This is a genomic window from Serratia proteamaculans, assembly GCF_949794035.1.
Taxonomy (GTDB): domain Bacteria; phylum Pseudomonadota; class Gammaproteobacteria; order Enterobacterales; family Enterobacteriaceae; genus Serratia; species Serratia proteamaculans.
Genome location: NZ_OX461105.1, coordinates 3,488,264 through 3,513,457 on the forward strand (window position 1 = coordinate 3,488,264; position 25,194 = coordinate 3,513,457).

General features: G+C 57.4%; 22 protein-coding genes and 1 tRNA gene. 6 read left to right on the top strand and 17 right to left on the bottom strand.

Translation table 11 applies throughout. The features are described from left to right. The first annotated feature begins 55 nt into the window (after positions 1–55). On the top strand, positions 56–1,516 hold the full coding sequence (locus QOT07_RS16300) for an AMP nucleosidase (protein WP_261416621.1): 1,461 nt from the start codon (positions 56–58) through the stop codon (positions 1,514–1,516). Between the two features lie 25 nt (positions 1,517–1,541). Here QOT07_RS16300 and QOT07_RS16305 read toward each other — a convergent pair whose 3' ends face one another. The 13 genes from QOT07_RS16305 to QOT07_RS16365 all read right to left on the bottom strand — a co-directional run bounded on the left by QOT07_RS16305 (position 1,542) and on the right by QOT07_RS16365 (position 13,075). Further along, complete coding sequence (locus QOT07_RS16305) at positions 1,542–2,795, bottom strand: FKBP-type peptidyl-prolyl cis-trans isomerase N-terminal domain-containing protein (RefSeq protein ID WP_099064797.1); 1,254 nt, start codon at positions 2,793–2,795, stop codon at positions 1,542–1,544. After that, complete coding sequence (locus QOT07_RS16310; RefSeq protein WP_157765467.1) at positions 2,792–3,271, bottom strand: hypothetical protein; 480 nt, start codon at positions 3,269–3,271, stop codon at positions 2,792–2,794. The genes QOT07_RS16305 and QOT07_RS16310 overlap by 4 nt, the downstream gene beginning before the upstream one ends. A 33-nt stretch (positions 3,272–3,304) precedes the next feature. Continuing rightward, positions 3,305–4,072, bottom strand: coding sequence for a helix-turn-helix domain-containing protein (locus QOT07_RS16315; protein ID WP_283603563.1), 768 nt, complete (start codon positions 4,070–4,072; stop codon positions 3,305–3,307). 78 nt (positions 4,073–4,150) lie between these two features. After that, entirely contained in the window at positions 4,151–4,528 is a 378-nt protein-coding gene (locus QOT07_RS25945) for a fimbrial protein (RefSeq protein WP_283603564.1), read from the bottom strand. A 705-nt stretch (positions 4,529–5,233) separates the two neighbouring features. After that, positions 5,234–5,791, bottom strand: coding sequence for a fimbrial protein (locus QOT07_RS16325; protein ID WP_283603566.1), 558 nt, complete (start codon positions 5,789–5,791; stop codon positions 5,234–5,236). Beyond that, positions 5,788–6,282 carry a fimbrial protein gene (locus tag QOT07_RS16330; RefSeq protein WP_283603567.1) on the bottom strand — a complete coding sequence of 165 codons (495 nt, stop codon included), beginning with the start codon at positions 6,280–6,282 and terminating at the stop codon, positions 5,788–5,790. Before QOT07_RS16330 ends, QOT07_RS16325 begins: the two co-directional genes overlap by 4 nt. Positions 6,283–6,292: 10 nt before the next feature. Next, positions 6,293–6,817 carry a fimbrial protein gene (locus tag QOT07_RS16335; protein WP_283603568.1) on the bottom strand — a complete coding sequence of 175 codons (525 nt, stop codon included), beginning with the start codon at positions 6,815–6,817 and terminating at the stop codon, positions 6,293–6,295. A 7-nt stretch (positions 6,818–6,824) separates the two neighbouring features. After that, positions 6,825–7,421 (bottom strand): fimbrial protein, encoded by a 597-nt coding sequence (locus QOT07_RS16340; RefSeq protein WP_283603569.1) that lies wholly within the window; start codon positions 7,419–7,421, stop codon positions 6,825–6,827. Positions 7,422–7,459: 38 nt separating this feature from the next. After that, a complete protein-coding gene (locus tag QOT07_RS16345; RefSeq protein ID WP_283603570.1) occupies positions 7,460–8,203 on the bottom strand; it encodes a fimbria/pilus periplasmic chaperone in 744 nt (247 codons plus the stop codon). Positions 8,204–8,240: 37 nt separating this feature from the next. Beyond that, positions 8,241–10,808, bottom strand: coding sequence for an outer membrane usher protein (locus QOT07_RS16350; protein WP_283603571.1), 2,568 nt, complete (start codon positions 10,806–10,808; stop codon positions 8,241–8,243). Next, positions 10,808–11,248, bottom strand: a complete 441-nt coding sequence (locus tag QOT07_RS16355) for a fimbrial protein (protein WP_232519128.1) — start codon at positions 11,246–11,248, stop codon at positions 10,808–10,810. Before QOT07_RS16355 ends, QOT07_RS16350 begins: the two co-directional genes overlap by 1 nt. Positions 11,249–11,413: 165 nt before the next feature. Continuing rightward, on the bottom strand, positions 11,414–11,992 hold the full coding sequence (locus QOT07_RS16360; RefSeq protein WP_207978242.1) for a fimbrial protein: 579 nt from the start codon (positions 11,990–11,992) through the stop codon (positions 11,414–11,416). A 489-nt stretch (positions 11,993–12,481) separates the two neighbouring features. Then, on the bottom strand, positions 12,482–13,075 hold the full coding sequence (locus tag QOT07_RS16365) for a tyrosine-type DNA invertase (RefSeq protein ID WP_099064819.1): 594 nt from the start codon (positions 13,073–13,075) through the stop codon (positions 12,482–12,484). A 348-nt stretch (positions 13,076–13,423) separates the two neighbouring features. Here QOT07_RS16365 and QOT07_RS16370 point away from each other — a divergent pair, with 348 nt between their 5' ends. Further along, entirely contained in the window at positions 13,424–14,341 is a 918-nt protein-coding gene (locus tag QOT07_RS16370; protein WP_283603572.1) for a bestrophin family protein, read from the top strand. A gap of 51 nt (positions 14,342–14,392) precedes the next feature. Here QOT07_RS16370 and QOT07_RS16375 read toward each other — a convergent pair whose 3' ends face one another. From QOT07_RS16375 to QOT07_RS16385, 3 genes are read right to left on the bottom strand one after another with little or no spacing between them, the layout of a single operon-like run. Further along, a complete protein-coding gene (locus QOT07_RS16375; protein WP_219016636.1) occupies positions 14,393–15,799 on the bottom strand; it encodes an efflux transporter outer membrane subunit in 1,407 nt (468 codons plus the stop codon). Next, on the bottom strand, positions 15,796–18,969 hold the full coding sequence (locus tag QOT07_RS16380) for an efflux RND transporter permease subunit (protein WP_283603573.1): 3,174 nt from the start codon (positions 18,967–18,969) through the stop codon (positions 15,796–15,798). Before QOT07_RS16380 ends, QOT07_RS16375 begins: the two co-directional genes overlap by 4 nt. Further along, positions 18,962–20,167 carry an efflux RND transporter periplasmic adaptor subunit gene (locus tag QOT07_RS16385; protein WP_207978235.1) on the bottom strand — a complete coding sequence of 402 codons (1,206 nt, stop codon included), beginning with the start codon at positions 20,165–20,167 and terminating at the stop codon, positions 18,962–18,964. Before QOT07_RS16385 ends, QOT07_RS16380 begins: the two co-directional genes overlap by 8 nt. 288 nt (positions 20,168–20,455) lie before the next feature. Between QOT07_RS16385 and QOT07_RS16390 the strand changes: the two genes are divergently transcribed. Then, positions 20,456–21,163 carry a heavy metal response regulator transcription factor gene (locus QOT07_RS16390; RefSeq protein ID WP_099064535.1) on the top strand — a complete coding sequence of 236 codons (708 nt, stop codon included), beginning with the start codon at positions 20,456–20,458 and terminating at the stop codon, positions 21,161–21,163. Beyond that, a complete protein-coding gene (locus tag QOT07_RS16395; protein ID WP_283603574.1) occupies positions 21,163–22,617 on the top strand; it encodes a heavy metal sensor histidine kinase in 1,455 nt (484 codons plus the stop codon). Before QOT07_RS16390 ends, QOT07_RS16395 begins: the two co-directional genes overlap by 1 nt. A 1-nt stretch (position 22,618) precedes the next feature. On the opposite strand, the gene nac is transcribed toward QOT07_RS16395, so the two are convergent. Continuing rightward, the gene (gene nac, locus QOT07_RS16400; RefSeq protein WP_112349491.1) at positions 22,619–23,542 is read right to left on the bottom strand and encodes a nitrogen assimilation transcriptional regulator NAC; all 924 of its coding nucleotides are present in this window, start codon (positions 23,540–23,542) and stop codon (positions 22,619–22,621) included. 348 nt (positions 23,543–23,890) lie between these two features. On the opposite strand from nac, the gene QOT07_RS16405 reads away from it, so the two are divergent. Then, positions 23,891–23,966: transfer RNA gene (locus QOT07_RS16405), tRNA-Asn, on the top strand. Between the two features lie 290 nt (positions 23,967–24,256). Beyond that, positions 24,257–25,165: a LysR family transcriptional regulator gene (locus tag QOT07_RS16410; protein WP_283603576.1), complete on the top strand. Its 909-nt coding sequence runs from the start codon at positions 24,257–24,259 to the stop codon at positions 25,163–25,165. The last annotated feature ends 29 nt before the right edge of the window (positions 25,166–25,194 follow it).

A 25,194-nucleotide genomic window follows, 5' to 3' on the forward strand; every position in this document is an offset into this window, starting at 1 on the left:
GATATCGGCATCCGCATGCCTCCCGCCGCAGAGCCGGGAGAACCCAGGAGAGAGTATGAGCAGTCAGCAATCCGGCACCGGCCTCACCCCCGCTCAGGCGATTGAACAACTGGAAGCGCTGTATGAAGCCTCGGTTGAAGCGCTGCGCCAGGCGGTTGGGGATTTTATCAGTCACGGCGGGCTACCCGACGCGCAGACCCGTGCCGCAGGGCTGTTTGTTTACCCTGAACTGCGAGTCAGTTGGGATGGCAAATCGACCGGTCAGACCAAGACCCGCGCCTTCGGCCGCTTCACCCATACCGGCTGCTACACCACCACCATTACCCGACCACAGCTGTTTCGGCACTATCTGACCGAACAATTGACCCTGTTGGCGGGGGAATATGATGCACATATTGAAGTGCGGCCATCACAACAGGAAATCCCCTTCCCATACGTGATCGACGGTTCCAATCTGATGCTGGATCGTTCGATGAGTGCCAGTCTGGCGCAGCATTTCCCTACCACCGAATTGGCGCAAATTGGTGACGAAACCGCTGACGGTCTGTTCAACGCCACCAGCACTTTCCCGCTTTCACACTTCGACGCATTGCGGGCCGATTTTTCACTGGCGCGGTTGCGGCACTACACCGGCACCCCGGTGGAGCATTTCCAGCCGTTCGTGCTGTTCACCAACTACACCCGCTACGTGGATGAGTTTGTCCGCTGGGCCTGCGCCGAGATAGCCGATCCGGCCAGCCCTTATATTGCGTTGTCCAGCGCCGGTGGCATCTATATCACGCCGGAAACCACCGCGCCGGACCAGGCCGTGTCCGATCTGGCCTGGAAGAATCACCAGATGCCGGCCTACCACCTGATTTCCCGTACCGGCCAGGGCATTACCCTGATCAATATCGGTGTCGGTCCGTCTAACGCCAAAACCATCTGCGACCATCTGGCGGTATTGCGCCCCAGCGCCTGGCTGATGATTGGCCACTGTGGCGGCCTGCGTGAAAGCCAGTCGATTGGCGACTATGTGCTGGCCCACGCCTACCTGCGCGACGATCACGTGCTGGATTCGGTACTGCCACCGGACATCCCAATCCCCAGCATTGCCGAAGTACAGCGCGCGCTGTATGACGCCACCAAAATGGTCAGCGGCATGCCGGGCGAAGAGGTCAAACAGCGCCTGCGTACCGGCACCGTGGTCACCACCGACGACCGCAACTGGGAGCTGCGTTACTCGGCTTCGGCACTGCGCTTTAACCTTAGCCGCGCCGTGGCGGTAGACATGGAAAGTGCCACCATCGCCGCTCAGGGTTATCGGTTCCGGGTGCCTTACGGCACGTTGCTGTGCGTGTCCGACAAGCCGCTGCACGGCGAAATCAAACTGCCCGGCCAGGCCAACCGCTTCTATGAAGGCGCAATCTCGGAGCACCTGCAGATCGGTATCTGCGCGATCGATCTGCTGCGTGCAGAAGGCGATCGTTTGCACTCCCGCAAGCTGCGTACCTTTAACGAGCCACCTTTCCGCTGACGGGTAGCCCCGCTGCAACTGCCGGTCATTTCTTGGCCGGACGTGGCGGGGTTAATCCTTTCAGATCGTAACTCAGCACGGTGAACGCCTCTACCCCACGCGGCAACGGCAGCGAGCCATAGACCGATTTGGCTAGCGCATAGGCTTGTACTTCACTCCCCTCACCGAGCAATGGCAGGGCTTCGCGCACCACCGCCGGCATTTCATCAGTGACCGTTAATACCAACTGCGGTAACTGACTGACCGTGCGTCCATCGGCGATGGCTTCGGTCAACGACAGCATCACCGGCGCATCCGGATCGGTAATCGTCTTGCCCTTTTTCACCACAAAATAGGTAATGCCATCCACCTGTTTCACCGGCGTGCGTCCCCGGCTTTTCTTGGCGATCAGCGCCTCACCGTCACTGACCTGCTTGCTCACCTGCTGCTGCAACCGGGTCGCGAACTGGAGATAAACGGCATCCATATCCGCTTTTTTCATCTGCATACTGCCCTTCAGTCCGTCGCTGATACCGGCCAGCACACCCTGTTGATCCAACGTCAAACCGGCGCTGGTGTAACTCTGCAATCGCTCACGCAGGTTGGCGGCAATGCTTTGCCCCACCACATAATCCTGTTTGCCGCTGGTGGTGGTCAGATTGGCCTGCGGCCCGGCAGGTTTGGCGCGTAACGCGGCCAGCGCAGATTGCGACACCGCCAGCTCGGCCGTGCGAGCGGTAAGCTGTTTTTGGTTATCCCCACGCAGGGTCAATTGGGACTGCAGCGCTTCCAGTTGCCGCTGCTGTACCCGCAACTGGCTGTCACGTTCTTTGAGTGCCTCTCTGGCAGTCGCAAGATGTCCGGCCACCGAGCGTTCCTTGGCCAATTGGCTCTCTAGCTGCTGTTGCAGGGCGGTTTTATCGGCTGTAAGAGTGGCGCGTGCCGCTTCACTGCTCGCCAACTGCTGATCATCCCGGCTGCCTGCCGCCAGTTGCGCCTTGAGACCGGCAATTTCCGCCTGCAACGCGCTGGTCTGGCGGCGGGCGGACTGCGCCTGGCGCGCAGCCGCCGCGGCGGCTGAAACTGACACCGGTGCTGTACCACGCTCCTTTTCACCTCGCCCTTTTTGTTGTGACTCAATCAACGCGCCCAGCCCATAGCCGTTATCCTGCTGCGGACGCACCAGCGCATCGACCGAAGACAGGGGTTCCGGTGGGGTGTAAGCCGCCGTCGCCGTACCGGCGAAGCACAGCGGAACCGCCAACAAGGTGCAGGCCGTTACTGACCACGTCTTGATCATTGCCCACGCCCCTGCGGGATATCCGCCTGCGCCATCAGCGATTGCGACAACGCATTACGAATTCCCCAACACAGTCTGGCCATACCGTATTGGTAACGTGGTGTCATGATGTCGTTGATGTCGTTACTGATACCCGTTTTGACCTCCATATAGCGCCGACCGCTGGCCACCAGATGGTCCATTTCGCTGCGATAACGAGCATACTGCGCCGCATTAACCGTTTTCAGCGCGGCCAGTTCGTTATTGCACTGCGTGACCTTGCTGTCTTTCTCCATGACCGGTGGCGCTTCCGGTGTGGCATTGGGGTTAGTGGCAGTCGCGGTGACTTTCATCGGTACCGCCGCTATGTTGGGTGCGTCCTGCGGGCGCAGTCGTGACTCCGGCGAGGTGGTACAACCGCCAAGAAGAAGAAAACTGCCGACCATTCCCATCATCACACTGCGACGCAAGGCGCCGGACCTAAAGTAAGCATTCATATTCTGGTTAAAGCCCTTATAAATTCTCGATAATTAACGTTCTGCTTTTTGCCACCCGGCATCGAAATAAGCGACGCTATGCACTGGCGGCGGTAAACAACATGACGGTAACGGGTACCCGACCAGGGTCAGGCGGAAAAACTCATCCATCAACGAAAACAGCAACATCATTTCCCGCCCGCCACGGATATGCAGGCGCTTAAAGACATCCACCTTGTGGCCGCTGACCGTTTTTTCATGGATTTGCAGCCGCCGGGCAATGTCCTGCTGCTTCACGCCCTGGCGCAACAGGCGCAATACCCCCCGCTGACGAAAGCTAAGATCAATATCGGCCTTGGGTAACGGCGGCAGGTAAACGCCCCTCGCTGGCGAAGGCTCCAGCAACGATGACAATACCTGTAGCAAAAGCTCACGCGTCATATGTGCGTCCAGCACCGTCAGGCTGGGGATGCGCTGAGTCATCGCCGCAAACAGCGGCTGCAGCTCATCGGTCATTACCACTTGTCGGCAAAACGGTGACAGATCGGCCACCTGTTTAAGGGTCGCAAGCGCCCCCTGTAATGAAGCGACGCCATACGAATAGGCGTAAATCACCAGCATCGGCAATTTGCTCTGTTTGACCGTGTGGACTACCTCGGACAGCGAAGACACCACGACCGGCACTACATTGGCAGGCAGCAGTTGACTGGTTAGCGCCAGCAACCCCTGTCGCCAAAAACCGTCGCGCGAATAAATCACCACCTGCGTAATGGCATCGGGTGCCGGACCGTCAACGACGGTTGGTCGATAGCTGAACTCCATGATCTTGCTCCATGATTAACGGTCTCCCTGTTCGCCGCAGGTCTGGCCTGCGGCGAGTCATTCTGGCTTTGACGCGGGTTATAGCTCGGACACCACCAGCGTTCCCGAGGCGCTAAAGTCACCGGTGGCAATATCACGAGCTTTGGTTGCCGGGTTGCGCAGCACCGAGAAGCCAAGGGTTTTGCTGCCCGACCCTGTGACCTTCATGGCGAACGACTCCCCCAGCTTTGCCGCGGTTCCGCCCACGGTGACCTGTACCCCCAGGTCGGGGTTGCTGGTGGCCAACTGCGACGTCGACCAAGAGGTCGCAGTCATATTGAGCTTGACGGAGAAGTCGTGGGTCTTGGCTCCAAGGCATGACAGGGTCAAGGCTTTGGTTTTTTCGGTCCCGCCGGTGGTAGGGATATCCATACGTTCCACCGTGCCAAAGGAGATATCCCAATCGCTTGAGCTCATCACCATACAATGGTCAGGTGAGAGAGGCGGTTCATGTGCAGTCCCACATAGCCCCCATGTAGTTTCATGCCCCCACCAGCGCCCATTTTGGTCTTTGTATTCAATGCAGGCCGATGACTCTCCGGGTAAAAATGCCCCCTCTACAAGATTGGCCCCACTGCTTCTTGATATACAGTCAACCCAAGGTTCACCCGCTGTACACGACCAAGTTCCTCCTAGCCCCACCAATCGACCTTCAACACCTCTTGGGCACAATGCCGCACCTGGTCCGGCACCGCCTTTGCACGCAAAGATTCCGGCGGTTATCTTTTCAACTTCAGGCGGAACATACCCTTTTATATTTCCTCCCCATGGATGATATTTGAGATCCATCGATACCCCAGAGTTTGTTGTCGACCCAGTTCCGGTACGAACCCATGGCCCACCACCAACGCAATTCTTCAGATAATATGAATTCCCATACCCACCCTGATCGCAGGCATAATCATATCCGTAGTACCCTGCCTCAGCACGCGTGACCGATGCGAGGAACACGATCATTATCAATCCTACGAAGACGAACATCTGCCTCCTACCCAATCTATCTTGTATATCCATCCATCCTCCTTATTCCTATATCCGGCGCCCCAGCTATCGACTAACTTCAAGCAAAAAACCAAACGGGCACCTGTAGTAATCAGTCGTGTAGGGTATTAGTCATCCCCATCACGGGTAGTCCAGCGCAAAGGTGGCTACCGCAGTAAAGTCCCCGGTCACAATCTTGTGGTCCTTTATCGCCGTGGGCTCACCCTGCACATAGTTCATCAGCGTTAGCGTGGTGGTGTCTTTGGTTAGCGCCATTAACGGCGTGGCCTTGTTGAGCGGCAGCGGCGTGCCGTCCGCCAGCTCCATGCCGATGGCAATACCGCCCGCCCCCCCGGTGCTCACCGCCAGCAAGCCCGGCAATGCCACAGACTCGGTGCCCTTAAAGGTCAGCGATACCGTCTTGCCCAGCGACAAATCACAGCCCAATAGCCGGATGGTGATCGGCTTGCTGTGGGTGCGGGTGTTGAGATACAGGTACTTGTCGATCACCGTGCCGAAATCCAGTGAGATATCGGTGGTTTTCGGGTCCAGCTCGCACGGGTCGGCTACCAAGGTGCCGTCAAACCGCAGGTTATCGGTGGTTGCCGCCTGCACACCCGCCGCCATTAACAGGGTCAGCAACAAAGCCGGTAACCACGTTCCCCACTGCGGGTTGGTTCTGTGTTGTCGTTGCATCATTCATACTCCGCCAGCAGGGTTGCAGTGGCCGTAAACGGGCTTTCAACCAGCGTGACGCTGGGATCCTTGACCGGTACCACCTCCAGCTTGGGTGGACTTTTATCATCAATCTTCATCCGGCTGTTGAGGGTAAAGGGCTTGCCATCCTGCAAAATACGGATCCCCAGACCATTGGCGCTGGTGCCCACCGCCGCCTGATCAAAACTGGTTGCTATACCTTTCACCACCAGGGTCATTGCGGCGCTGTCGTCCGGATCGTCACAGCTCAGGCTATAACTCACCTTTTGCAGATAGCGACTGCCATCAACTTTGTTGACACCCACATCGCCAAAATGCACTTCGATATCCCGGTCGCCATTAATGTGGCAAGGGCGCTGTTTCAATACCCCGTGGAAGGTCACGTCGATCTGGTCGCCAGTCGGAGCGGCGGCAGTCTGAAAGCTCAGCGCAATCATCAGCATCACCGCCGATAGCCCTCTGTGTTGGTTCATCTCACTGCCCTCAGTTAAAACCGACAATTAAGGTCGCTGCCCCGTTGAACGCCTGACCATTTTGAAAGCTGGCGTCCTTCCCCTTCACTAATACCGCATCAAACTTCGGCGGTGCAGCGGGATCAATATCGATCCATTGGTTCAACGTCAGGGATTTGCCATCTTTCTGCAGGCGAAGCCCCAGGCCCTTGGCATCGGTTTTCAGCAGTGTGCCGTCAAAGTCCGCAGCGATACCCGTCAGCTTCATTTGGATGCTTTTACCTTCCGGATCGCCCTGGCAATCCAGGGTGTACGGCAGGCTTTGTTTGTAGGCGCCGTCCTTGATGTCACGGATAAACACATCGCCAAACTCGACTGCGATAGGCCGGGTGCCAATAAAGGTGCAACTGCCTTTTGCCACTACCGTGCCGCTGATCTTCACATTCACCGTCGAATCATCCATTTTGGCCAGCACCGTGCCGGACAGCAGCAGTGACGCCAGTGCCCACACTCGCGCTGCCTGACCGCGTCGCCGCCTGAAGGTGTTTTGCATCATTCGCGCCTCAGTCATAATTCAGCCGAAAATCGACGCTGGCGCGAAACGCCCCCGGCGCCAACGCCGCCCGGGTGCGCTCCGGCACCACGTAATAGGTCAACTGGTCGTTGTACGGCGTCAGAAATTGCGGTGCGCCGCGCGCCCCCAGCCGGACATCACGCTTTTGGCTGTCCAACAGCCGCAGGCCCAGTCCTGATGCACCGCGCGCCTGCACCAGAGCCGGGTTGTCATCGTCCATGCGAGCGGCAAAAGACACCGATACCACCGGCTGAATGCCGTCCCAGGTCAGGCTGCCGGTGCGGTCATCACGCTGACGCCCGCCGACAGGCAGGCAGTCGCGCAGTTGCAGTTGCACCGCCACCGGCTCGCCCCGGTCTCCCGGACGCTGCAGCGGCGCAGTCGGGACAACCCCCATCTCCACCTGCTGAAACAGCGACGTCATATCCAGCCGGCAGGCCCCGGCCGACAGCGCACCGCTGATATGTAACTCACCGTGAGCACCCTCTACCCCCCAGTTGTCCGGCGCGGCCTGTGCCGATATCGCCGTGCTCATCAACACCAGCGCGGCAACCCAGGCGGGCGGGGTTCTATCAATCCTGTTCATACACTTCTCCTTGTTGATTGCCGCATTCCGTGCCGCGCTTAGCCGGCCTTGCTGCTGCGCACGCTGCAGGCGGCACCGTTACAGCCAAATACCAGCTTCGGGCGGCCACCGTAGTCGTTGATGTAGGTCAGCACCGGGGCAGAACCCAGCGCTGCCGCCGATCCGCCCAACATCACGTTAGCCTTGGGGGCGATCATCACCGGGTTAACGCCCGGGATGTCTTTGCCACCCAGGCTGGCCGAGGCACTCGCCAGCGTGATGAAGTACGGCGTCGGGTTGTTGACCTGATACTGATCCCCTACCCGCGTCAACGTCAGCTTTTCCTGCCAGGCCTTGGCATCTCGCGTCACCAGCGTCGCCGGGCGGTAAAACAGTTTGATGCGCGTCTGCAACGCGATCTGCAGAGTGTTCGGCTTGCTGCTCTTGGGTGGAATTTCGCGCAGGTTGAAGTAAAACAGGCTCTCCCGATCCTGCGGCAGGCTTGCCACCTCCGGGCTGGCCTGAATTTTTACCTGGCTTTTCGCCCCCGGTTCGACGCGCTGCAGTGGTGGCAACACTATTAATGGCGAGGTCACTTTGTTGCCTTCGGCATTCTCTATCCAGCCCTGTGCCAGATAGGGTAATTCCTTGTTCTGATTACTGATGCTCAGGCTGATGGATTTCTGGTCACCGTTAAAGATGACGCGGGTACGATCCAACGCGATGGCGGCAACCGCCTGCTGCATGCTCAATACACCGGTCAATAAGACGGCAGTTACCGCTACGGAAGTCTTTAGTTTCATCTCTGTTACTCACTGTTATCGGCTTTCAGAATTCGGGTTATGATTCAACCGGCGTCAGAGCAGGGTCGTCCGTGGCTTTAGCCACCACCGGGCCTGACACCGTCTGGCAAGGCAGTAACAGGGCCGATGCCGGCAGCGGGCTGGGTAAATGCACCCGGCACTGGGTCTGGCCGTTCCAGCGCACGTCCATCCCTTCCCCTGGATTCAGCCCGGTCAGCCATACGCTGCCTTCGTCATTGACGATGCCGGTCTGATAGTGGTGGTCATTGACCACGATGGCGCCAAACGGCGGCGCGCTGCCGTCGGCCAGTTTGATCACCGCCATGGCTTTCTCCCCTGCGACTACGCTGAACTTGCGGTAGCCGATCGCCCCTTCGGTCAGGGTGCCTTGCACCACCGACTGGTTGGCGTCGACGTTATCCGGCAGCTTGTTGACGTCCACCGACACGCTGTTGCGGTAATAACTGTTGATGTCGCTGACCACCGCCTTGCCAAACATGTTGGTGTTCGAGGTACCACCGTATCCCTGCACCGGTACACCGCTAACACCGGCGGTGTCGACCATCATACGAGTGCCCCCTAGCGTATTGACCCGGTGCAATGCGGCCCCTTTTGGCGTCACTGTCGCACCGCCTTGCAAGGACAAACCGAGCGAGCTGTACTGGCTACCCTGATAACTGGCATTGGCGGTCACTTCAGCAAGATCGCCGTCATGGGTGAAGTAGCCACTGGCCGTACCGCGCCCACCGTTACCCACGCCGCCAGTCAGGCGGTAGGTATTGTTGTCGTCGATGCGATCGTAATAGCCGAGGGTATTGGTGCTGCCGGCCCGTGTGGTCTGGTTGTTGTAGCTCATGGTCCCGGTTCTGCCCCAGGGCACGCTGACCCCCAGGTAAACCCCGTCGTCGTGGCTGTTGTTGAACACCGTGCGGTAGGCCGACAGGCTCAGGCTGATGTTCTTGAACGAGCCAATGTCGAAATAGCGCGACAGCGACAGGTTATAGTTATTGTTGGCAGGTCTATCCCAATAGGTTTGATGGCTGGCAGTCAGGAATGCACTCAGCCCCAGCGTTCGGAACTGCTTGTTCAGCGAGACGGTATACATCTGCTTGCTGTTGCTGTAATTGCCGCCGTGGTAACGCGCGTCCAGGTATTGCGACATGCTCATATAATTGCGTTCGGAGAAGCGGTAGCCGGCGAAGGTCACCTGGCTGTCATACTCGTCAAAACGCTTGGAGTAGTTCAGTCGCCAGGAGGTGCCGGACGGCGTCCCCTTGCCCGGCAACTCGGCGCGCGACTGCGTGGCGTCCAGCGATAACGCACCAAAGGCCAGCAGATCACGACCTACCCCCAATGCCAGCGCTTTATAGCCGGCGGAAAGCAGCCCACCGCCGAACAGTGACCAGCCGTTGCTGACCCCCCAGGAGAATTCGCCGCCGCTGAACACCTGGCCTTCACTGTTGTGCCGGAGATTGGACGGTTTGCCGGCCATCATCTTGTAACGCACCAGACCCGGGCGCGTCAGGTAAGGCACGTCCGCCGTGTCCACCTGGAAAGTGCGTTCGCTGCCGTCCTGTTCCTGAATGCGTACATCCAGTTTGCCCATGGTGGCGGAGTTCAAATCCTGAATGCGAAACGGCCCCGCCGGTACCTGAGTTTCATACAGCACTCGTCCTTGCTGGCTGACCGTCACCTTGGCGTTGGTTTTCGCCACCCCGGTCACTTCCGGCGCATAGCCGCGCAGGTTGGGTGGCAACATGTTGTCGTCCGAAACCAAGCTGGCACCGGTGTAGCGGAAGCTGTCGAAAATGCTGGAGTTGAGGTAGTCCTCACCGAACGTCAGCTTGGCGCGCAGCGCGGCAATCGCGCGGTACAGGTAATAACGGCTCCAGTCCCAGCGTTGTTGTGAGCTGCTGTTTTGGCCGGTGGTGTGGTCATACTGCGCCTGCCAGTCGGCACGAAAGCGCCAGGCCCCAAGATTGGCCCCGGTGGTGCCGTTGCCACTCAGCGACTGATTATTTTGCCCCTGACTTTGGCGGACAGTTTGCGCGTTGACGTTGTAGTCAAATAACATGCCGGCGATACCCTGATCCCAGCGCGACGGCGGGTCCCAGTTCTCGTCGGTGTACTCCAGGTAGGCCTGTGGCACATTCAGATACAGCGAACCGGACCCCAGGTCGGCCCTCGTCTGCATGCCCTTCAACGAGTCGAGCGCCAGACATTGCCCATGGTTCCACCAGGCCAGATTGCGCTGCACCGAGGCTTTCAGCCCCAGTTGATCCACCATGGCCGGTGTCAGGCAGGGGACGCTGCCCTTGGCATCGTCCGGGGGGGCCAAAAAGGTGATCTGCTGCTCCGGCAGTTCCTGTTTGTTGACCCGTAATACCAATGCATACTGCCCCGGCATCATGTAACCGGCACGGGAAAACTCACTCAGATCAATGGCGGTTCTGTCTTTGACGTCCAGTACGTCGGTGTTGAATTCAATGCTGTCGGCTGCCAGCACCTGCCCGGCATGGCCCAACATCAGACCCATCCACACCGCCAGGGGGCGCAATATCCATTTTGCCCGTGGGGAAAGCAACAACACGGCATGTTCCTTCATCAGTAATAATCCATTTTGAACCGCACCGTGGTGCGATAGGCCCCCACGCGCAGTATCTGATGCGTACCCACCAGCCGCAGGCTGTAGTCCAGCCGCGTATCCCCAGGTACCAGTGCGCCGGGCGGCATTGGCACGCCAGATTGCGCCACGTTGCCGGCGGCATCGGTAATTTGTATCCCCATCCCCTCAGCCTGACCTGTGCTGCCAAACAAGGCGCTGTCGGTCACATCACCGGCAAAGGTCACGCGGAATTGCGTCCAGTCGGCACGGCCGGGGCGCATCTGTTGTAACGAACAGTTGACCAGTTGAATGCTGAAGGGGCTGACCGGGCCCTGGCCGTCTCGCATGAGTTGCCCGACCGGCAGCACCGCCAGATCGATGCTCTGGTCACGGCTGCTGACGGCAATGGCACAGGGCACGTCGACAATCGAGCCTTGCATATTGACTAACCCCTGCCCCTGATGGGCAGAAGCTGCAACGGAAAACCCGCAAATAGCCCACAGGCAAGGCGTGAAGCATGAAGACCTAAAGCGGAACATGAGGCAACCTCACTTCAATCGGGCTGGCGACAGAAAGGGACGGGCGCAATAGCGCCCGTGCGAGGCTTACTGATAGGCCAGCGTGAAGTTGGCGACCGACTTGAAATCACCGGGAACAATCGGGGAATAGGTGGTTTTGGCTGGAGTCCCCCCACTGGCGGCGGTGGTAGTGGATTCACCCTGCAAGAAGGCGGCAAACGTCAGAGTATTATTGCCGTCACCCACTTTAGTGGCGGTGGTAGGTTCGCCGAGTTTAATGTCGGTGCCGCCCTGGGTCAGCACAATGGCCGCGCCGCTGGCGGTGCCAGTCAGGCCCAGATTGTTGGCATTGATTTTAGACGGGGTACCAGTGAAGGTGGCGGTGACGGTGTTATTGGTCAGACCGGTAATGTCGCAGTCCTGCAGCTTGATGTTGAAAGATTGTGGGCTGGATTTGCCGCCGTCCTTCAGTGCCTTGTTGGCCACGCTGCCCAGATTGACGGTTTGGTCAACGGAGTCCGGCGCAATCGAGCATGGTGCGTTGATGATTGACCCAGTAAAGGTCACGGAGCCGCTGCCCTGGTTGGCCGCATTAGCCGTGGAAACCATTGAGCCCATCGCCATGGTAGCCAGTACTGCCGCAATCAGATTTTTGTTCATGTTCATGCTTTGTAATCCCTTAAAAGACGTGATTTTCGATTCCGGTTCCCAACGAACCGGGAATAAAGTTGGTGATAAATTCCGGCAGACGGGCATCCCTCCGCCGCCACCAAATTCACCCCGATAAAAAACGGCCACGCCATCCAGGCAATGTTCCATTTTGTATCAAAGTGACACATTAAGTTTTAATGCCTGTAAATTAATAATTAATTGGCTTTTTATTTCTAAATAAATAAAACAAAAAGAATATAATTCTAGAAATATACCCAAAGAAGAGTTCTAAGCGTTACTCAAGCAGAAATGAGGGGGTAGAAAATAAGCTACGGAGATGACACACACGAGGAGGTTGAAAAAATAATCCTTGATTATCAATATGATACAACAATCCACTGACAAGGCTTGACAAAATAGGGGGGCATTCTTAATATGGCGACACTTTGATACAAAATGACACATTTTTATTAAAGTAACCTACTGATTAATAACCAATTCCGATTATTCCGCTTTGACTCTTGCCCTTAAGTTTCTCGCCCCATTTCGTGTCCAAATTTCATTGAAACGCTGCGAATTGCTGGCGGTATAGAGCACCGTATGGTTGATATTACGGTGGCCAAGATAATCCTGTATCAGGCGTGTATCCGCCCCCAAATCGGCCAGCGCAAACCCGCAGGCATGGCGCAACATATGCGGATGAGCGGTCACATCCACGCCGGCCAATCGGCCGAGTCGCTTGAGCAAGCTGTACACCGCCTGCCGACAAAGCGGACCGCCCTTTTGCGACAAAAATAGCCAGGGCGCAGAGCGGTCGTCCAGCGTAAATCGGTGTGCCAGCCAGGCATGCAAATAAGGCAACTCCTCCGGTGTTAAGGGATGGGTAGTGGAAAACCCGTTTTTCAACCGCCTGACATAAACGATGCCAGCCTCCAGATTAATGTCCGACAATGTCAGACGAACCAATTCACTGACCCGAAACCCGTGAATAAAACACATTTTTAACAGACAGGCATCCCGTTGCGGATGACGCCCCTGTGCCGTGGCGCGTAAGATTTTTTCAATCTCATTGCGGGTTAAATATTTACGTTGCTTCACCATAGCCTCACTTTACTAAACAGATTTATCTTCTCCTATGTTGATGCCGAGCAGACAGTCTGACCCATGATCGCCTTCCCCCGCTCGCCGGGAGCATCCCGCGCCCACGCTATTACCTTAGCTTAAGCATCATCAGAAAATGTAATGTAAACGAAATAAAAATCTGAGGGTTATGACGGATGGAGACTGAGATCGGCACGAATGTAGCTTACTTTTCGCCTCCCGGAAATTAACGGGACAGCATTCCGTCTGCTGGGAGACTTTTAACTTTTAGCGCTCAGACCGTTGATGAACGGGCCGCAAATCTGTTACAACTGCGGCTTCTATTCCCCAGTCAGCCCCACACCTATGATTGTCAGACCTCAGCAACACTGGTTCAGACGGCTTTTCGTCTGGCACGGCTCGGTGCTCTCCAAAATTTTGTTCCGCCTCAGCCTTAACGTGGCAATGTCGCTGGTCGCGGTGCTCTGTTTCCAATGGTACGAACACCTGGGCGTCAAGCTGACCCTGGCCCCCTTCAGTTTGTTGGGCGTGGCGATCGCTATCTTTCTCGGCTTTCGTAACAGCGTCAGCTATGCACGCTTCACCGAGGCGCGGTTGCTGTGGGGCAGCCTGTTGATCGTCCAGCGTTCGCTGCTGCGCCAGATTAAAAGCCTGCTGCCGCAGCAGGACCAGGCGACACATGAGTTTGCCGCCCTGCTGATGGCGTTTAGCTACTGCCTGAAACATCAGCTGCGTGGCACTGATATCAGCGCAGACCTACAGCGCCTGCTACCTAATGCCGACCTGCGGGCGATTGAAAGCAGCGCGTCACCCTGTAACCGGCTGCTACTGATGATGGGTCAATGGTTGGGTGAGAAGCGGCAATCGGCCCAGTTGTCGGACGTGCTGTTTCATAGCATCGATCAGAATCTAAACCGACTGTCGGAGATCCTCGGCGGCTGCGAACGCATCGCCAATACGCCGATCCCCTTCGCCTACAGCCTGATCGTTCACCGTACGGTTTATCTGTTCTGCACCCTGCTGCCCTTCGCGCTGGTGCCGGATCTGCACTATATGACGCCGCTGGTATCGGTATTTATCTCCTATACCTTCATCTCACTGGACTCGCTGGCGGAAGAACTGGAAGATCCTTTTGGTACTGCAGCCAACGATCTGCCGCTCAATGCCATGTGCAATACGATTGAGATCAACCTGCGTGAAATGAATGATGAAACAGACTTGCCGGCCGCCGCGCAGCCAGACAGTCGTTACCAGCTCAGTTAATCTGTTACCGCTTCAGGCCGGTGAAAATCGCGCCTGAAGCCCCAGTGACCGTTACTCCCGCCAGCCGCCACCCAGCGCACGGTAAAGATCGACCAGATTGGTCAACCGCGCCAAACGCGTCTCTACCAATACCTGTTGCGCCGCATACAACGAGCGTTGGGAATCCAGCACGTTAAGGTAGTTATCTACGCCCTGTTGAAAACGCTGCTGCGACAGGCTGTAGGCCCGCTGGTTTGCCGCCACCAACTGCGTCTGTGCCAGGATCTGCTCATCCAGCGTGTCGCGACCGGCCAGGGCATCCGCCGTTTCACGGAATCCTTGCTGTATCACCTGCTCATAACGCGCGACTTCAATACGCTTTTGCACCTCGCTCAGGTCCAGCCCAGCACGTAAAGCTCCTCCAGAGAAGATCGGCAGTGAGATTTGCGGCGTAAAACTCCAGGCACCGGAACCGGCAGAGAATAACCCGTCCAAACCCGCGCTGGCCGTGCCGCCGAAACCGGTCAGGCTGATAGCCGGAAAGAATGCCGCTCGTGCCGCGCCAATATTGGCATTGGCAGCGCGCAGTTGATGCTCCGCCGCGCGAATATCGGGTCGCCGGGTCAGTAGCTCTGCCGGTAAACCCGCCGGGATCGCCTCAGGCAACAGGCCGTCTGGCAAGCTGTTTGCCTGAGTTAACTGCGCGGAAACCTCTGGTGTCAAAGGCTGCCCGATCAACAACGTCAGGGCATTATTGTCCTGCCGAACCTGCCGCCGATACCGTGCCAAATCGCGCTGCGCCGTTCGCACCCCGATCTCTGCCTGACTGTGATCCAGTTCGGTCGCCACGCCGAGCCGGAAGCTTTGATCTACCAGCTCATAGGCCGCCTGCTGTGAGTTCAGTGTCTCCTGCGCCAGCGCCAGGAGTTCGCTATCGGCACGCAACGCCAGATAAGCGTTGGCGGTTTCGGCGATCAAGGCCAGTTGTGCCGCCGTCCGCGTTTCATCCTGCGCCAGATACAATTCCAGCGCCTGCTGATTAAGGCTGCGCAGACGACCAAACAGATCCAGTTCCCATGCCATGACCCCGCCAACCTGATAGCTGCGACCGATAGCGGATTGCCCCCCAGCGGCCAGATCGCCCGGCGTGCGCTGCACCGCAGCATCCCCCTGTGCCGCCAGTGCGGGCAGAGAATCTGCCCGTTGAATACGATAACGAGCGCGAACGGCCTCCACGTTCAGCGCCGCAATACGTAAATCGCGATTATTGGCCAATGCCTGTGCGAGCAGAGTTTGCAGCAACGGATCGCGGTAAAACTCGCGCCAACCGCTATCCGCAGTCACCGCACTTGCGGTTTGCACCGTGCCATAGGCTGGATACTGTGATGCAACCGGCGCGGTGGGCCGTTGGTACTCTGGCGTTAGCGAACACCCCGCCAAAGTGGCGGCTGCCAGCATCATGCCCACAGATTTCATCATGACGGCTCTCCCGGTGCCGGGGCGCTGAGTTCGGCTTCTTCCTCTTGCTGACGTCGTTCACTAGCACGTTTCACCCGGAACAACCGCAGCATGATGACGAAGAACGCCGGCACGAAGAAGATCGCCAGGAAGGTGCTGGTCAGCATGCCGCCAATCACTCCGGTGCCAATGGCATTCTGGCTGCCCGAGCCGGCGCCACTGGCAATCACCAGTGGTACCACACCAAGGATAAATGCCAGCGAAGTCATCAGGATCGGTCGTAACCGTTGCCTGGCAGCCTGTACCGCTGCCTGCTCCGGGCTGGCCCCAGCCTCAAAATGCGCCTTGGCGAACTCCACGATCAGAATGGCATTTTTGGCCGCCAGTCCAACGGTGGTCAGTAAGCCCACCTGAAAATACACGTCGTTGGCCAGGCCCCGTAACAGCGTGGCCGCCACGGCACCGATCACCCCAAGCGGCACCACCAGCATCACCGCACTGGGGATGCTCCAGCTTTCATACAGCGCCGCCAGACACAGGAACACTACCAACAGCGAAATGGCATACAACGCCGGGGCCTGTGCGCCGGAAAGCCGCTCTTCAAACGATAACCCAGTCCAGTCGTAGCCCACGCCAGGTGGCATCGTGGCGGCAATCCGTTCCATTTCTGCCATGGCGTCGCCAGAGCTAAACCCCGCCGCCGGTTCACCCTGCAGGTTAAACGACGGTGCACCGTTATAACGATTGAGTTTCTGCGCGCCATAGGTCCATTCGGCGCTGGCAAAGGCGGAGAACGGCACCATATCGCCGTTGTCGTTACGCACAAACCACTGTTCCAGGTCCTGTGGCAGCATGCGTGACGAAGCATCGCCCTGTACGTAAACCCTTTTCACCCGGCCACGATCGATAAAGTCATTCACATAGCCCGACCCCCAGGCCAGTGACAAGGTGCGATTAACCTCAGAGATCGGTACGCTGAGTGCCCGCGCCTTCTCCCGGTCGATCAACAGTTCATACTGTGGCGCATCCTCCAGACCGTTGGCACGAACGTTGTTCAGCACCGGGCTTTGTCGGGCAGCCGTCAGGAAGCTATCGCGTGCTGCCAGCAACCGCTGATGCCCAATGCCGCCGCGATCCATCAGTTGAAAGTTAAAGCCCGCTACATTGCCCAATTCACGCACTGCCGGCGGTGAAACCACAAAGGTGCGGGTATCGCGGAAGTCGCGCGCGAACATGGCATTCAAACGGGCCGCAACCGCTTCGGCCTTCTGCGATGCGTCCGGTCGCTGATCCCAGTCGTGCAGGCGAATAAACAGTGTGCCGACGTTCTGTCCGCGCCCCCCAAAGTTAAAACCAGAGATGGCAAACACCGATCGCACACTGTCCTTCTCCATCTCTAGCAGGTAGTCGGAGGCACCACGTAGCATGGTTTGTGTACGTTCCGCGCTGGCACCGGCCGGCGCCTGCACCTGGGCAAACAGCACGCCCTGATCCTCCTGGGGCAGGAACGAGGTGGGGATGCGGGTAAACAGCCAGCCGGTGGCGATAGCAATCACCAGATAAATCAGCATCAACCGACGTGGGCGACTTAACCCACGCATCACCGAAGCCGCATAGCTATGATTGGCCCACTCAACGCGGCGGTTGAACCAACCGAAGAAACCTTTTCGCGCAGCGTGATCTGCCGGTTTAACCGGTTTGAGCAGCGTGGCACACAGCGCTGGGGTAAATACCACCGCCACGATCACCGACAGCACCATAGAAGAGACAATGGTTATCGAGAATTGACGGTAGATCACGCCCGTTGAACCGCCAAAAAACGCCATTGGCACAAACACCGCCGACAGCACCATGGCAATCCCCACCAGTGCGCCAGTGATCTGGCTCATCGATTTTCGGGTCGCCTGCTTCGGCGACAATCCCTCCTCATGCATCAATCGCTCGACGTTTTCCACCACCACAATGGCGTCATCGACCAGCAGGCCGATCGCCAGCACCATGCCGAACATGGTCAGGGTATTGATTGAATACCCGAAAGCCGCCAGTACGCCGAAGGTACCCAGCAGCACCACCGGTACCGCCAGCGTCGGGATCAGCGTGGCGCGGAAGTTCTGCAGGAACAGGTACATCACCGCAAACACCAGCACCACTGCTTCTATCAGCGTGCGTACCACGTTTTCGATCGACAGACTGATAAACGGAATGGTGTCGTAGGCATCGACGGCCTCCATCCCCGGCGGGAAGAAGGGTTTCAACTCCGCCAGCGTGGCGCGCACCGCCTGGGCGGTTTCCAGCGCATTGGCACCGGTTGCCAACCGAACCCCCAGCCCCACCGCAGCGTCGCCGTTGTAGTAGCTGTCAATAGAGTAGTTCTGCGCTCCCAGCTCGATGCGCGCCACGTCGGCCAAACGTACCCGCGAACCGTCCGGGTCGGTTTTCAGCAGGATTTGGCCAAACTCTTCCGGCGTCTGTAAACGTGAAGGGCCAATCACGGTGGCATTAAGTTCCTGTCCGGGCAGCGCCGGTTGTCCGCCCAATTGGCCGGATGAAACCTCAACATTCTGCTCCTGGATTGCGTTGCTGACGTCGGTGACCGTAAGGCTGTAGTTCACCAGGGCTGCGGGATCCAGCCAAATGCGCATCGCATAAGGCGCGCCAAACAGTTGGAAATCCCCCACGCCATTGGTCCGGCTGATCGGGTCCTGCACATAGGAGGCGACGTAATCCGCCAGATCCTGACGGGTCATACTGCCGTCCGTTGAGACAAACGCCAGCACCATCATAAAGTTGGCGGTAGACTTGGTGACGCGGATCCCCTGCTGTTGTACCTCCAGCGGCAACAGCGGTTGCGCCAGCGCCAGCTTGTTTTGCACCTGAACCTGAGCGGTATCGGCGTCGGTGCCTTGGGCAAAGGTCAGCGCTATGCTCATGCTGCCGTCGGAATTACTTTCAGAGGAAATATATTGCAGGTTATCGAGGCCGTTCATTTGCTGTTCGATCACCTGCACCACCGTATCCTGCACCGTCTTTGCCGACGCGCCGGGGTAACTGACCTGAATGCTGACGGTGGGCGGCGCGATACTCGGGTACTGGGCTACCGGCAAATTGGCAATCGACAACAGGCCACACAGCATCATGATGATCGCCAATACCCAGGCGAACACCGGCCGATCGATAAAGAATTTAGCCATGAGCCGGCTCCTTGCGCGTGCTGTCTCGTTGCGCCGTTATGGTGGCCGGTTCCCATTCCACCGCATTCACCTGCACCCCGGGCCGAACCAATTGCACGCCCTCAACAATCACCCGCTCGCCCGGCGACAGCCCGGCCGAAACCAGCCAACTGTCCCCCAACGCCCGTTCGGTGGTCAGCTCACGCAGTTCAACCTTGTCTGCGGCATTCACCACCAGCGCGGTTGCCTCACCACGCGGGTTGCGGGTAATACCGCGTTGTGGCACCAGCACCCCTCCCTGTGCCGCCATACCCTCGATTAGCCGCGCCCGCACAAACATGCCCGGCAGCAGCTTGCGCTCCGGGTTGGGAAACACCGCCCGCAGGACTACCGAGCCAGTGGAGCGGTCTACCGTAATCTCTGAGAATTGCAGTTTGCCGCTGTGGGCGTAGCGCGAGCCATCTTCCAGCGTCAGGCTGACCGCAGCGGACTGCGGGCCCTCGGCCTGGGCGACTGCACCACTGTCCAGCGCATTTCTCAGCCGCAGCAACTGGGCGCTGGACTGGGTAACATCCACATAAATCGGGTCGATCTGCTGTACTGCCGCTACCGCCGCGGCCTGCTGCGCCGTCACCAGAGCCCCTTCGGTGACCAACGAACGCCCAATAATGCCGTCGATGGGCGACAATACCCGGGTATAAACCAAATTGATGCGCGCCGTTTCCAACTGTGCCTCAGCCGCCTGTACATCTGCCACCGCCTGTTGATGAGCGGCCACCGCGTCGTCATATACCTGACGGCTGATGGCGCGGCTATTCGCGAGGGGGCGATAACGTTGGATCAATAATTCGGCGGTACGCAACTGCGCCCGTACCCGTGCCAGCGCAGCATTGCTGCGATTGTATTCCGCCTGAAACAGTGCGGCGTCAATCTGGTAAAGCGGCTGCTGCGCCTTGACCTCTTCCCCTTCGGTAAACAGGCGTTTTTGCACAATCCCCCCCACCTGCGGCCGCACCTCGGCATTGCGGAAAGCCGCGATACGGCCCGGCAGTTCGCTGGTCAATGCGATCGGTTCGCTTTTCAGCGTCACCACCCCGACTCGCGGCGGCGGCGGAGGGGCCGCAGGCGGTGCCTCTCTGGCAGCCACCACCAGCCACAGGGAAAGCGAGGTCGCGATGACCACCACGCCGACAGCAAGAGAGGCGATTTTGAGGCTCATGAATGCGTTTCCTTTTGCGTATTGGATCTGGAGTTTTGCGGCACACCACCCGGCAGCCAAAGGTTACTGTACGAGCGGGGAACTGACCTCAACGTGACCGCCAGATAACATTCATGTCAGTTAACCGGTTTTTCCCCCAGCCGCGTCCTTAACTGACAGAAATGTCAGCCAGCCGTCAGCTTGACGACCCTATGGCTGTCATAAACTCATCACAGAACGTGATGCCTTGTGGTATGGCTGCAGGTTTCATGATTAATTAAACCCCAGGCAACCATGACGGGAGTGGCCATGCGATTACTGTTGGTTGAGGACGAGGAAAAGACTTCGTCCTACGTTAACCGCGCGCTAAGCGAACTGGGCTATACCCTGGACGTCGCTGGGGACGGGATTGAAGGCTTGCACCTGGCGGTGCAGCAGGATTATGACGCGGTGATCCTGGACGTCATGTTACCGGGCAAGGACGGTTACGCGGTGCTGGAAGGCCTGCGAGCCAGCAAACAAACGCCGGTGCTGATGCTGTCTGCTCGCGGTTCGGTAGACGAACGCGTCAAGGGCCTGCGCCACGGAGCGGATGATTATCTGCCCAAGCCCTTCTCGCTGATCGAACTGGTCGCCCGCATTCAGGCGCTGTTGCGTCGCCGTACCAGCGACGGCATTGATGTGACCCAATTACAGATCGACGATCTGCATGTGGATTTGCTGGCGCGTAGGGTGACTCGCGACGGAGACCGCATCGATCTGACTGCCAAAGAATTCGCCCTGCTCAGCCTGCTGGCCCGCCATCAAGGGGAGATCCTCTCCAAAATGATGATCGCCGAACAGGTGTGGGACATGAATTTCGACAGCGATGCCAACGTGGTTGAAGTGGCGATTAAGCGGCTGCGCGCCAAAATTGACGCCCCTTATCCGCAAAAGCTGCTGCACACGGTGCGCGGCATGGGCTATGTGTTGGAAAATCGCCCGCTGCGCCATGATGCCCCACGGATCACCCCTTAATGAAAGTTTCTATTTCCAGCCGTATGGCCTTAATGTTTGCGCTGACCATGGCGCTGCTCATGTTGGTGCTGGCACTGTTTCTGCGCAGCTCGCTGCTGGCCTCACTGCAAAACCAGATGCACAACGAACTGCATTTTCGCCATTCGCTGATCTCGCCGTTTATCGAAGCCAAAGGCACCGCGCGCGATTGGCCGATGGTGCAGCAAAAGCTCAATACTCTGTCCAACAGTGAAGGCAACCAGGTGAAATACTGGGTGATCAGTAACGATCCTCGCTACCGTATCGGCGGCCCCCCACCGGCAGGCACCCACTGGTCGAAACTGCCGGACGGTTTCGCTACCGCGCCGGATCCGCAGGGTGGCTGTCCGCTGTATATGTTGATCGCTACCCTGCCGTCGTTAGGGGATCGCCCTGAAGTGCGCTATGTGGTGGCCATTGATTCCACCCCCTACATGGGCACCCTGAACGAGTTTACCCGGGCGCTGGTGGTCATTTCACTGCTGGGGATTGGGCTGGCGGCCATGCTGGGTTACGCCATCTCACGCATCGGCATGCGCCCGGTGCTTAATCTCAGTGAACAAGCACACAGTCTGGTGCCCGGCACCAGCGGCCAACGGCTGGACAGCGCCGCGTTGCCCGCCGAACTGCGCAATCTGGCAGAATCCTTCAATGGCGTCCTGGCAAGGCAAGAAATCGCGTGGCGGCAACTGGAGAGCTTTAACGCCGACGTGGCGCATGAATTACGCACTCCGCTCACCAATTTGATCGGCCAAACTCAGTTGGCACTGGCGCGGGAACGTGGCGTGCATGAACTGGAGGAACTGCTGCAATCGAACCTGGAAGAACTGGATCGCATGACTTCTATCGTCAACGACATGCTGTTTTTATCTCACGCGCAGGCGGGCCAATACGCCACCCAATTGAGTGAGGTGTCACTGCGCGAAGAGTCACTGAAAACCGCCGAATATGTCGAACCCTCGTTTATGGAAAAGGATTTGGTTATTGAGATTTCCGGGGAGGTACGGGCGCAGGTCGATCGCCGGCTGTTTCATCGTGCGCTGGCCAATCTGTTGGAAAACAGCGCGCGCCATGCGGCGACAGGCAGCGCGGTGTCGGTACGTCTACAAGAACAACGCGGGTTTGCCGTGGTGGCGGTTGCCAATCAGGGAGAGGCCATCGCCCCGGAGCATCTGACGCGGTTATTTGAACGCTTCTATCGCGTTGATTCTTCGCGCGTGCGCAGCGATATGCACCACGGTCTGGGGTTGTCCATCGTTCGTGCTATCGCGTTAATGCACCATGGCGAAGCATTCGTCCGCAGCGTCGATGGCGTCAATACCTTCGGTTTCTCACTGGCACTGTCACTTCCCGAAGAAAATCCTGGCCCCCCGACTTCCGGGCCAGTGCAGGTCATCCCCGCCATCGGCAAGATTAAGCGGGAAAGTCTGTCCTGATTTATTGCACCAGCGCCAGCACGCGTTTTTCCTGACTGCGGCTGGCAGCGATCGACAGCAGGATCTCTTTCACCACCAGCGCCGGGGCCGACAGGGATTGCTGGCCGGAAATGCACAGCGAAAGTGGCACGCTCAATGACGGGGCATTGATACGCGCCATCCATGCCTTGGCCGGGCCAATCATCGCGCGGGCCACCGACTCTGGCAAAATGGTGGCGCCCAGGCCGCTGGCGATGGCCGCACTCAACGTGCCGGGGGATTCAATTTCACCAATCACGTTAGCGGCCAATTTACGCACCGCCATGGCTTCATCCACCTGGCTACGTACTACGTCCCCCTCACGCGGCAGGAACAGATTCAGTCGCGCAACGTCCAGTAGTTCAACGCTGTTGCCGGGATTCGGTACCGCACGCGTCGCCACCAGATAAAGATCTTCCCGCATTAACGCCGTGGCCTGCAAACCAGCAGGCATTTTAGCGCCGTAGATCACCGCCATATCCAAATTCTGGTTGGCGACCTGCCCGGCCAGCGTCGAACCGATGTTTTCATTCAGGCTGAGCAGAATACCCGGATGCTGATCGCGTACCGCCTGCAACAGCGGCAAAGCCAACTGTGACGCCAGGCTCCCCGGCGCCAACCCGACCGACACATGACCGCTCATTGCCTGCCCGGCGCTATTGACCGCGCTCTGCGCCTGTTCGCACTGGCGCAGAATAGTCTGGGCATGGGCATATAGAATATTACCGGCCTCGGTCGGCATTACGCCGCGCTTGGTGCGGATCAACAATTGCTGTTTCAGCTCGCCTTCCAGCGTGGCCAATTGTTGGCTGAGCGCCGGTTGAGCGATATGCAACACTTCTGCTGCCTGCGTCAGGCTACCGATATCGACGATTTTCACGAAATACTTAAGACGTCTGAAATTCATATTGCCTCCGTCGTGCCACTTAACTGCGTATCGCTAAACAGCAGCAAGATCCGGGCCAGAGCGACGGAATAAGAGAAAGCCTGAACTAATCGACGGAAAAATAAGAAAAAATGATAGTGGCCGATTTAATGGCTCTCTCCACAACCTGCGAGAATAGCCCAAGCTTGCACCAGCATAAGGCATGCTGACGCGACCCAGTGGCAGGAGCTGAACCACTGCGCAGCAGTGCAGCAATAAAAGCCATAAAAAGCAGCAGGTTGAATAATCTTGCAGCAAACGAAACGACAAGGCGTTTTCAGGCTTTACAAGCCCAGGCCACCCCGTTATTATTCGCCCCGTTCAAACGATTCCTCTGTAGTTCAGTCGGTAGAACGGCGGACTGTTAATCCGTATGTCACTGGTTCGAGTCCAGTCAGAGGAGCCAAATTAGAGAAGCCCGCTCAGGGAAACCTGAGCGGGCTTTTTGCTTTTGGGTTTTGCTGGAAGACCACCAAGAGCGTGAAGCTGAGACAACGTAATCATCAGGATCTTGTACCGTTTCTAATATTCCATGGGCTGGCGCTCAGTGTCTCATTACAGGCTGTAGTGATATAGGGGATGAACAACATCGATATTTATTATCGAGCGGTAGAAGTTAATATCGTGATTGCATGCAGCCCCTGGAGGAGCCATCATAAAAAATCTTGCGTATCTCTCTTCAGACCCAGAGGCTGTATGAATTTAAATCGTGCCGACATGGCAGACCTGATCTATTTTTTGGCCATTGCACGACATCACAGTTTTACCAAAGCGGCTATTGAGCTTGGCGTTAGTGCTTCTACGCTGAGCCACGCCCTGAAGGGATTTGAGGCACGATTGGGTGTCCGGCTTCTGAACCGGACAACCAAAAGCGTTACCCTGACGGCTGCTGGGGAAAGTCTTGCCACCACAATATGTTTGCCATTAGAAACTATTGACTCTGCACTGGAACAATTAAACTTTTATCGCGATGCTCCAGCAGGAAGGATAAGGCTCAATGTTGCAGTCGAAGCCGCGACGTTATTACTTGGGCCCGTCCTGCCTGTTTTTTTTGAACGTTATCCCAATATTGAGCTGGATATCGCAGCGACTAATCGTATTGTTGATGTCACTGAAGAACGGTTCGATGCAGGAATTCGTTATGGTGGGACTGTACCGGAAGATATGATCGCACAACGTCTTTCAGCCGATATTAGTTGGGTTGTGGCCGCATCTCCGGATTATCTCAACCGATTTGGAACACCTCAACATCCTAACGACTTAATGAATCATCGTTGTATCAGCAACCGACTCGGCGATAACAGAATCTACCAGTGGGAATTTGAGCGAGGAGAGGAAGAAATTACGATAAAAGTTCCACCTCTGCTTACCATCGACCAAGCTGAAACGGGTTTAGTGGCTGTACTCGGCGGATTGGGTCTGATGTATTGCCCTGAACCTCTCATCTCTCAATACCTTAAAGAAGAGCGATTGCGTCTGGTTCTTACTGAATGGGCCTCTCTCGGGCCAGGATTTCATATCTATTATTCCAGCCGACATCAGCTTCCTACCGGTCTTCGTTTGTTAATTGACCTGGTGAAAGAGTTAAAACCCCTGGGTCTTTAGCGAATTAGACCCATTTATGTAAAAAGCTC